The sequence below is a fragment of the Rhodococcus jostii RHA1 genome (assembly GCF_000014565.1).
Classification (GTDB): domain Bacteria; phylum Actinomycetota; class Actinomycetes; order Mycobacteriales; family Mycobacteriaceae; genus Rhodococcus_F; species Rhodococcus_F jostii_A.
In genome coordinates, this window is record NC_008268.1 from 295,738 (window position 1) to 307,035 (window position 11,298).

Consider the following 11,298-nt stretch of genomic DNA (forward strand, 5'->3'; position numbering starts at 1 on the left):
TCACCGCCCCACCCGACCTGAACACCGACACTCTCACCGCCACCGTGCAGACGGTCCTCGACCACCACGACATGCTCCGAGCCCGACTCCGGCGCGGAAAAACGGACCAGGACACCGTCCTCGAGATCCCACCGGCCGGAACAATCGCCGCCGCACCCCTCATCACCCACGTCGCGGTCGAGACGCACTCGGACAACGACCTCGCCGCGACGGCACGCGCGCAACTCGACGCCGCAACGCACCGACTCGATCCCGAGAACGGGATCATGCTCCAACTCGTCTGGCTCGACCCCCACACCCAACCCGGACACCTCCTCCTCACCATCCACCACCTCGCCATCGACGGCGTCTCCTGGCGCATCCTCATCCCCGACCTCGCCACCGCCCACCACGCCCACACCACCGGCACCACCCCCACACTCCCACCCGTCACCACAAGCGCCCGCCGCTACGCCCACGCCCTCACCGACACCACCACCCACCACACCCACGAACTCCCCCACTGGCGCACCATCCTCACCACCCCCGACCCCCCACTCGGCACCAGACCCCTCGACCCCACCCACGACACCGAACACACCACCACCCACACCACCACCGAACTCCCACCCCACACCACCCACACCCTCCTCACCACCCTCCCCACCACCTACCACTGCGGCATCGACGACGCCCTCCTCACCGCCCTCGCCCTCGCCGTCACCACCTGGCGCCACCGACACCACACCCCCACCCACACCCTGCTCGTCACCATCGAAGGCCACGGCCGCACCAACACCCACATCCCCGGCGCCGACCTCACCCACACCCTCGGCTGGTTCACCACCATCCACCCCGCCCTCCTCGACCTCACCGACATCGACCTCCACGACGCCCTCACCGGCGGACCCGCCACCGGACACGCCCTCACCACCATCAAAGAACAACTCCACAACACCCCCGACCACGGCACCGGATACGGCCCCCTCCGCTACCTCAACCCCCACACCGCAACACAACTCCGCAACCTCCCCCAACCCCAAATCACCCTCAACTACCTCGGCCGATTCGACTACCCGCCGCACGGGCTCTCGAACGGTGCCGGCTGGGAACCGATAACCAGCATCGAGTTCGACACCACGATTCTCGGAAACGTGCCCGTCGCAGCGATTCTCGACGTCAATGCCTACGTCTACGAGTCAGGGGGCGCCCCGATCCTGCGCACCACCTGGGTGTATCCGCCCGGTGTGCTCCCGGCGGCCGACGTCACCGAGCTCACCGAGCTGTGGACCGAAGCGCTCACCGCCCTCGCCGACCACATCAGCCGACCCGGCGCCGGCCGACTCACCCCCAGCGACCTCGACCTCGTCCACCTCGACCAACCCGCCCTCGACGCACTCCACCACCACTACCCCACCCTCACCGACGTCTGGCCCCTCACCCCCTTGCAGGCCGGCCTGCTGTTCCACCACGAATTGACCAGCCAGGACCTCGACACCTACGTCGTGCAACTCGTCCTCGACATCGACGGCCCCCTCGATCCCGACCGTCTCCGCGACGCCGCGGACGCCTTACTCGGCCGCCACCCGAACCTCCGCGCCGCCTTCGGACACACTCCCGACGGCACCCCGATTCAAATCATCACTCCTGCAATACTTCCCTGGAATCACCACGATCTCAGCGACGAGCGCGACGGGACGGTCGCTCACGACATAGTCACCGCCGACCGCACCACCGCGTTCGACCTGACCGCGCCACCCCTGCTCCGGCTCACGCTCATCACCCACGGACCGACCCACCACCAGGTCGCCCTCACTCATCACCACATCCTGCTCGACGGCTGGTCGACGCCCCTTCTCCTGCACGAACTCCTCCAGTTGTACGAGCACCACACCGACCCCGGCGCTGTGCCTCGACCCCTCCCGTATCGCCGCTACCTGGAGTGGCTCACCCAGCAGTCCCTCGAGGAGAGCCGGGCCGCGTGGGCCGACGTCCTCGACGGACTGGAAGGACCGACGATCCTGGTGCCGTCCGCACGCGGCCGCGTCCCATCCACTTTCCCCGAGGAGTATCGGGTCTCGCTGTCAAGGGAGCACACCGATGCGTTGCGGACGGTGGCCCGCACCCACGACCTCACCCTCCACACCATCATCGACACCGCCTGGGCCCTCGTCCTCGCCACCCACACCGGCACCACCGACATCACCTTCGGCACCACCGTCTCCGGACGCCCACCCCACATCCCCGGCATCGAAACCATGATCGGACTCTTCATCAACACCATCCCCGTCCGCATCACCCTCCACCCCACCGACACCCTCACCACCCTCCTCACCCGCACCCACACCACCCACACACAACTCCTCGACCACCACCACCTCCCCCTCACCCACATCCCCAACCCCCACGCCACCACCTTCGACACCATCACCGTCCACGAGAACTACCCCCACCACACCACCACCCCACCCACCGACCTCACCATCACCACCACCTCCGCCACCGACGCCACCCACTACCCCCTCGCACTCGCCGCCACCACCGACACCACACTCCACCTCAAGTTCGAGTTTCTGCCGGAGTTCCTCAGCCGCAAGGACACCGAGGCGATCGCGGCCCACATGTGCCGGGCACTGGACGTCATCGCGACGGCACCGGACACGACCGTGGCGTCGGTGCGGCTTCTCGGCGACGACGAGTTCCGTGCGCTCGCGCCCGTGCGCGGCGGTCCCGCACCCGCCACCCGCACGCTCGCGACGATCGTCACCGACGCCGCAGCCCTCGATCCGGACGCCGTCGCGCTCGAAGACTCCGGTCGCGCTGTGAGTTACCGCGACCTCGACGAGGCGTCGAACCGGCTCGCGCGCCTGCTGATCACGCGTGGCGCCGGCCCGGAGCGCTACGTTGCCCTGGCGATTCCCCGTTCCGCCGACTCCGTGCTTGCGGTCTGGGCGATCACCAAGACCGGGGCCGCTTTCGTCCCGATCGACCCGGGTTATCCCGCCGCACGCATCACCGACATGATCGCCGATTCGGGTGTCGCGCTCGGCGTCACACTGACACCGCAACGTGAGCGGCTGCCGGCCACGGTGCCATGGCTCGTCCTGGACGAACCCGGGACGGTCACGATGGTCGAACAACAGCCGAGCGGCGCCGTCGGTGATGCCGATCGCCGCCGGCCATTGCGACCCGACCATCCCGCATACATGATCTACACGTCCGGATCGACCGGTGTCCCGAAGGGCGTGGTGGTTCCGCACCGCGGGCTGGCCACGCTCGCTGCGGCGCAGGCGGCCGGCCTCGGTCCGGGGCGGCACTCGCGCGTGCTCCACTTCTCGTCACCCTCATTCGACGGATCGGTGTTCGACTATCTACTGGCGTTCGGCTGTGGCGCGACTCTGGTGATCAGCCCGCCGACAATCGTCGGCGGCACGGAGCTGTCCCGCTTCGTCGCCGCCGAACGGGTGACGCATGCCTTCGTCCCGACTGCCGCACTAGCCTCGGCCGATCCCGATGATCTCGACGGATACGACGGGTTCGGCGAGATTCTCGCGGCCGGAGAAGCGTGTCCGCCCGGTCTGGTGACCCGGTGGTCCCGTGGCCGTGCTCTGCGGAACGGCTACGGCCCCACCGAAACCACCGTGATGTCCAACATCAGCGCGCCGCTCGCACCCGGGTCCGACGTGACGATCGGCGGCCCGATCGCCGGTGCGGAGGAAGTGGTGCTGGATGCGCGGCTGCAACCGGTCCCGGACGGCGTTCCGGGTGAGTTGTACATTGCCGGGCCGGGTCTGGCCCGCGGATACCACCGGAGGCCGGGGCTGACCGCAGGACGCTTCGTCGCCGCTCCATACGGGCCGGCGGGCGAGCGGATGTACCGGACCGGCGACATCGTCCGCTGGATCGCCGACACGTCCGGCGGTCGGGTGGTCGAGTACCTCGGCCGCGCCGACTTCCAGGTGAAAGTGCGCGGGTTCCGCATCGAACCCGCCGAGGTCGACGCCGTCCTCGGTGCCCACCCGGACGTGGAATACGCCGCGACACTCACCCGCACCGGACCCGCCGGGGACCCGATCCTCGTCTCCTACGTCGTCGGTTCCGCGGAACTCGCCCCGGCACTACTCTCGGCCTATCTCACCGAACGACTTCCGGCTCACATGGTGCCCAGCGCGATCGTGCCGATCGACCGGATCCCGCTGACCCCCGTCGGCAAACTCGATCGCGCCGAACTGCCCGATCCCCGGTTCGACTCCCCGGCCGATCCCGCCCACCGACCGACGTCGCCCGTCGAGGAGACCATCGCGAACGCATTCGCGGCCGTTCTGGGGCTCGAGCACGTCGGTGTCGACGACAACTTCTTCGAGGCGGGCGGGAACTCGCTGACGGCGACACGGGTCGTGGCACGGGTCAATTCGACGCTGCACACCCACATCGACGTCCGGACCTTGTTCGAGGACCGGACACCGCGGGTCCTGTCCACCCACCTCGACCACGACTCGAACGACGCCCCGCTGCCGGTGCCCACTCCGGGGCCCCAACCCGAGTTCGTGCCGTTATCGCCCGCCCAGCAACGCATCTGGTTCCTCAACCAATACGACACCACCACCCCCACCTACAACATCCCCCTCACCCTCCACCTCACCGGCCACCTCGACACCACCGCCCTCCACCACGCCCTCACCGACCTCATCCACCGCCACCAACCCCTCCACACCACCTACCCCCTCCACCACGGACACCCCACCCAACACATCCACCCCCACCCCACAACCCCACCACTCACACCCACCCCCACCACCGAAACCCAACTCCCCCACCACATCAACACCGACACCACCCAACCCTTCGACCTCACCACCGACACCCCCCTCCACACCCACCTCTACCAACTCGACAACACCCACCACACCCTCACCCTCGTCCTCCACCACATCGCCGCCGACGGCCACTCCCTCACCCCACTCACCCACGACCTCACCACCGCCTACACCGCCCACACCCACCACCAACCACCCCACCCCACACCCCTACCCCTCACCTACACCGACTACACCCACTGGCAACACCAACTCCTCGGCACACCCCAACACCCCACCCCCACCACCCACACCCAAACCACCTACTGGACCACCACACTCACCAACCTCCCCGACACCCTCCCCCTCCCCACCGACCGACCCCGACCCACCCACCGCACCCACCACGGGGATCGGGTCGTGTTCCACATCGGACGGGACCTGCACCGGTCACTATCGGCGCTCGCGCGGCAGAACAACTCGACGCTCTTCATGGCGATCCACGCGGTATTCGCCGTCCTCCTCGCCCGCCTCAGCGGGAGTTCCGACATCGTGATCGGCACCCCCGTCGCCGGCCGCCCCGATCCCCGGCTGGACCCATTGGTCGGCATGTTCGTCAACACACTCGTCCTGCGCACGCCGGTCGACGGCTCCCGGTCGTTCACCGAGGTACTCGACCGCACCAGGGACGTCGATCTCGGCGCCTTCCTGCACGCCGACCTGCCCTTCGAGCGCGTCGTCGAGGCCGTGGATCCGGCGCGGTCGACCTCCCGCTCACCGCTGTTCCAGGTGTCACTCGAATTCGAGAGCGTCCAGCGACCAGAGATCACACTGCCGGACCTGACGGTCACGGTCGCCGAGTACACGCCGCCCGTCGTCAAGGTCGATCTCGAACTGGTGGTCGCCGAGACGTTCGACGAGTCCGGTGACCCGAACGGGATCGCCGCCGGATTCACCTATGCCACCGACATCTTCGACGCCGCGACCGTGCAGGGCTTCGCCGATCGTCTGACCCGTCTCCTCGCGGCGGTCGTCGCCGACCCGGACCACCCGGTCGGAGACCTCACGCTCGGCGACGAGGACGAGGACACCTCTGTCTCCGGACCGCCCGGCCTCCCGGCGCGGGTGTGGCCCGACCTGCTGACCGAGGCGGTGGAGCGGCACGCCGACCGGCTGGCCGTATCCGACGCCGGTCGCGCGCTCACCTATCGCCAACTCGGCGAAGACTCCGCGCAATTCGCCCGGTTGCTCATCGCTCGGGGTGCCGTCCCAGAGGGTGTCGTCGCCCTGGCATTGCCGCGGTCGATCGCGTGGGTCCGTGCCGTGTGGGCGGTCGCCCGCTCGGGTGCGGCGTCGGTACCCGTCGACCCGACGTATCCGCTCACCCGGATCGCCCATATGCTCGCCGACGCCGGCGCTGCGCTCGGCCTCACCGTCGCTGGGTATCGTGCACAGTTGCCCGACACGGTCGAGTGGCTGGTGCTCGATGATCCCGACTTCGAAACGCAAACGCGGCACTTTCCTTCCACGCCGGTGACCGACGTCGACCGCACAGCTCCGCTGCGCACGGACAACCCCGCCTATCTCATCTACACGTCCGGGTCCACCGGCGCCCCGAAGGGCGTGGTCGTGTCGCACCGGGGTCTGGCAAACCTGTTCGAGCAAGAACGTCACCACCTCCACGTCACGCCCGATGCGCGGGTCTCGCACCTCGCGTCCCCCAGTTTCGACGCGTCGCTGTTCGAGTTGACGATGGCGTTCTGTGCGGGTGCCCAGGTCGTGCTCGTACCCCCGCCGACCTACGGCGGGTCGGCCCTGGCGGACATCCTCGCCGTTGAGCGGATCACCCACGCGTTCATAACCCCGACCGCGCTCGCCACGCTCGAACCGACGGGACTCGACTCGCTGCGGGTCCTCGTCGTCGCCGGTGAACCGTGCCCGACCGACCTGGCCCGGCGATGGGCACCCGGCCGGCGCATGCTCGATGCGTACGGTCCCACCGAGACGACGATCTGGTCGCATGTCAGTGAACCACTGGCACCGGCGGAACCCGTCACCATCGGGCGCCCCGTCCGCGGGTTCACCGCCGCCGTCCTCGACGCCCGGCTGCATCCCGTTCCCCCGGGCACCCCGGGCGAGCTGTACCTGGCAGGGCCCGGTCTGGCCCGCGGCTACCACGACCGCCCGGCCACGACGGCGACCCATTTCGTCGCCTGCCCGTTCGCCGCCCCCGGGTGGCGGATGTACCGCACCGGTGACCTGGTACGCACCCGGCCCGACCTCACGCTCGAACATCTCGGCCGCACCGACTTCCAGATCAAGGTGCGCGGATTCCGGGTCGAGCCGGGCGAGGTCGATTCGATCCTCGCGGCGCGCGCGGACATCGGTTTCGCGGCCACCGTCGGGCGAACCGGACCGGACGGGGAACCGATACTCGTCACCTATGTCCACGGTGCGACCGGCGTGGACGTCGACGCGAGTGCGGTGCGCACGGCGTTGTCCGCGCAGCTTCCGCCGTATCTGGTGCCCGCCGCGGTCGTCGTACTCGACGAGGTGCCACTGACCCCGGCCGGCAAGCTCGACCGCTCGGCCCTCCCCGAACCCGAGTTCGGTCCCCGGCCCGACCGATTCCGTGCCCCGTCCACGGCCGTGGAGCGGGCCGTCGTCGAGGCTATCGCGGAAGTCGTCGACATCGGCGAGGACCGCCCGATCGGAGTGGAGGACGACTTCTTCGCACTCGGCGGCACGTCACTGTCCGCGGTCCGCGTCGCCGCGGACCTGCAGCGGCGACTGGGCCGGCCGGTGCCGCTTCCCGCGCTCTTCCTGGACCCCACTCCCGCGGGGCTCGCGGCCCGCCTCGCCACAGAAGTGCCCGCCACCACCGACGAAGCTCTCCGGGTTCTCGTGCCGCTGCGCCGTGGTGACCGGCTCGCACCACTATTCTGCGTCCATGCCGGGATGGGCCTGGCCTGGGCGTACACCGGGATGGTGCGCCATCTCTCACCGGACCGGCCCGTGTGGGGACTGCAGTTGCCCTCCCTCGGCGGCGGTCCCGAGTACGACTCGATCGAGGACCTGGCGCACCGATACCTCGACGAGGTCCGTGCCGTCCAGCCGGCGGGGCCGTATCATCTGCTCGGCTGGTCGCTCGGCGGTCTGATCGCGCATGCCATGGCCACCGAGCTGCAGGACCGGGGTGAGGAGGTCGCGTCCCTCGTGCTCCTGGACAGCTATGCGGGCGAACCGATTGCGGAACCCGACCCGTTGGACGTCGGAGACCTTCTGCGTGGGCTGGGGGTCGACGTCGGACCCGGCGCGAACTCCCGACCGCTCAGGTACTCCGACGCCAGCGACCGCCTCCGCGAGGCGTACGGTCCCGCAGCGGCCATGACGGCAGACCAGCTGCGGCGCATCGCCGAGGGATATGACCGGTCGACCCGGCTAGCGGCGCGATTCGCCCCGAGAGTCTTTCGCGGGGACGCGCTCCTGCTCATCGCTGAGGACGGTCCCCACGACGGATGGGGCGACTCGATTACCGGCACCGTGCAGGAAGAACACGTCGACTGCGGACACAACGACATGATGCAACCGAAACCAGCACGTGCGATCGGCATGCTCGTCGAAAACTACCTATCCGGGCGGGGCAGGTAGAGCCGCGCCAGAGTGCCGCAGATTCCGCGGATGCTCGGGTGCCGGTACAGCTCCCGCATCGGGAGGGCAGGAAGACCGAGCCGCCGCATCATGCTGTCGGCCTTGATCGCGCACAGCGAGTTCCCCCCGAGCTCGAAGAGGTTGTCGTCCAGCGAGACCGGGACTCCCAGCACCGACTCCCAGATGTCGGTGAGCATGTGCGCTGTTCCCGCATCGGTGAGGGGGCCACCGTCCTGCGGTTCGACGACATTGTGCGGCAGAGACCGCGGTGCGGGTGCGGGAAGCCTTGCCACGTCGATCTTTCCGTTGATGGTGAGCGGTAGAGCGTCGACCAGGGTGATCGACCGGGGCACCATGTGTTCCGGTAGGAATCGGGCCGCGCGTTCGCGTATCGCTGCGACCGTCTCCGTCCCCCCGGCCGCAGCGGACCCGCCCGGGACGACGTAGGCGTCGAGCGCGATTCCGGCCGGGTCTTCCGGCCTTCCCGAGGGCACCACGGCCGCTGCCGTGACGACGGGATCGTCGAGGAGCACGGAACGCACCTCGTCGAGCTCCACACGGAACCCGCGAATCTGGACCTGGGTGTCGAGGCGACCGAGATGCTCGAGAGTGCCGTCGTCACAGATTCTTCCGCGATCGCCTGTTCGATACCAGCGGGACCCGCCGGGTGCAGCGACAAAGCGGCAGGCAGTCAGTCCGGCACGGTCGAGGTACCCGAGCGCGACACCGGCCCCGCCGACGTAGATCTCGCCGGTCAGGCCGTTCGGCAGAGGATCGCCGAACTCGTCCGCGACCGCCATCTCCCAGCCGGGTAGCGGTTTCCCCACCGTGCGCGATCCGGTCAGGGCGTCGCGCCGCGTCACGGTGTGCGCGGTGACGTGCACGGTGGTTTCCGTCGTCCCGAACATGTTCACCAACCGGCATCGTGATTCCGGATACCGGTCGAGCCACGGCAGTACCACCCGGGGGTCGAGAGTCTCACCGCCGAACACGACGAGGCGGAGCGCGGACAGCGGCTCGAGATCCCGGTCGGCCGCGGCCAGGAGGACGAATGCGGACGGCGTTTGACTGAGGACGGAGACGCGTTCGTCGGCGAGCAATGTGTGGAACTCCACTGGGGACCGCGAGATCCAGTACGGCACGATCACGAGTCGGCCACCGGTCGACAACGAGCCCCAGATCTCCCACACCGAGAAATCGAAGGCGGGCGAATGGAACATCGACCAGGTGTCCCCGGGAGTCGGCGCGAATTCGGTTGCGGTGGCCGACATCAGCGCCGGCACGGCACGGTGCGGAATCACCACGCCTTTCGGCCGACCCGTCGACCCCGACGTGTAGACCACGTAGGCGGGGGCGCCGTCGCCTCCCACAGCCCAATCCACCTCACCCGGGCCCGATACCGATCCCGGCAACTCCGCCGGCGTCACCGCCGGTACTCCGGCCCACCGGGCTTCGCCCTGCAACTCGGTCACGACCAATCGGACACCGGCATCACGCGCCGTGTACGCGAGCCGATCCGGAGGATGCCGCACGTCCATCGGAACGAACGCCGCACCGCTGCGCAACACCGCAAGCATCGTCACGACGAGATCGACCGACCGATCCACACAGATTCCGACCCGGTCCCCCGGGCCGACTCCCCGATCGTGAAGACCTCGCGCCATCCAGGCCGACTGCTCCTCGAGTGCACGGTAAGTCAATGTGCGCCGGCCATGGGTCACCGCGACCGCGTCGGGACGCTCGTGAGCCTGCCGGACGACGAGATCCTCGATTCTCCCGCCGGAGACAGGCGCTCGCACACCGGCACCCACCGGTGCCACCGCCGCACCGAACACACGACGTCGTCGCGGTGACGGATCGCGAAGTCCGTTCACCACTCGGGCGACCCATTGCCCGAACCTCGCCGCTGTGTCGGCGTCCACAGACACCGGGTCGGCGTAGACCTCCAGGGTGGCGTGTCCGCCGGTGTCGGCCACCGGCACGAGTGTCAGCGGAAACGGCGCCGTCTGGCAGGGGAGATACTCACGTCCGGTGTCACGTGTAACCGTCCCCAGCACCCCGGTTGCCGTACTGCGCATTTCTCCGATCTTCACAGATTCCCACGAGACCTCCTGTTGCCGTGAGCATTTCACCTCTTCCGCCAGCTCGGCCAGAGTGCGGTCCAGGGAAGTGTGAAAGGCCAGGTCGACCCAGTTCTCGAATCCGCCGAGCATTCGGGGCGGCCGCGTCCGGTCGACCCGCCACACCGGAACCGTGACCACGGAGAGGTCGTCACGCCTACCGGTCACCACCGCGGCGGCAGCGGCCACCGTCGCCGTCATATCCTCACGGGCCGCGACCAGCGGGTGGGAGGAACGCAGTACCTCCGCGCTCCATCCGCCCAGTGCCCGACCGTGCCGATGTCGACCAACGGGATTCGCGGTCACCGTGTCGGCGTCGCGCACGCCGACGAGCACGTCACACACGAGCGTGAGCGAGGCAGTGTCGAGATCACGCCGATCGGCGACCACGACCAGATCGGCCACCTGGTCGAGGTACTGCATCACGACTGCGCGCACCGCCGGACCATCGACAGCGACGGGCCGCCGGCACTCGGCGGCAAGCCGGCGTCGTGCCTCCTCCGACGCCGAACCGGCCGGAACATCCACCACCCATAGACGCGACGGCCTGGTCGCGCGCTCCCACCAGCGACGGGACGCCGTACCCCACCGCACCGCAAGCATGTCCGAGCTCACTCCGCGGGGCACCCGCAGAGTCATCGCATGGCCGAACGCCGTGCGCACCGGTCCAGACCTCCCCCAAGGAGATTGGTGCATGAAGCAATCGTAGTCGACAGACGCGCGGCGACTGGGGCCGGCGGACACGGGCCCAT

At 68.9% G+C, this 11,298-nt stretch carries 2 protein-coding genes (1 of these 2 only partly in view); one reads left to right on the forward strand and one right to left on the reverse strand.

Annotated elements, in window-relative coordinates; genetic code table 11:
- Positions 1 to 8,426: the 3' portion of a non-ribosomal peptide synthetase gene (locus RHA1_RS01180; protein ID WP_011593531.1), read on the forward strand. The gene continues 18,190 nt to the left of window position 1, outside the view; only the last 8,426 of its 26,616 coding nucleotides appear in the window; its start codon lies off the left edge, out of view; it ends in the stop codon at positions 8,424 to 8,426.
- Here the strand turns inward: RHA1_RS01180 and RHA1_RS01185 are convergent.
- Positions 8,402 to 11,209 carry a non-ribosomal peptide synthetase gene (locus tag RHA1_RS01185; protein WP_041810910.1) on the reverse strand — a complete coding sequence of 936 codons (2,808 nt, stop codon included), beginning with the start codon at positions 11,207 to 11,209 and terminating at the stop codon, positions 8,402 to 8,404. The genes RHA1_RS01180 and RHA1_RS01185 overlap by 25 nt on opposite strands.
- Positions 11,210 to 11,298 lie beyond the last annotated feature (89 nt).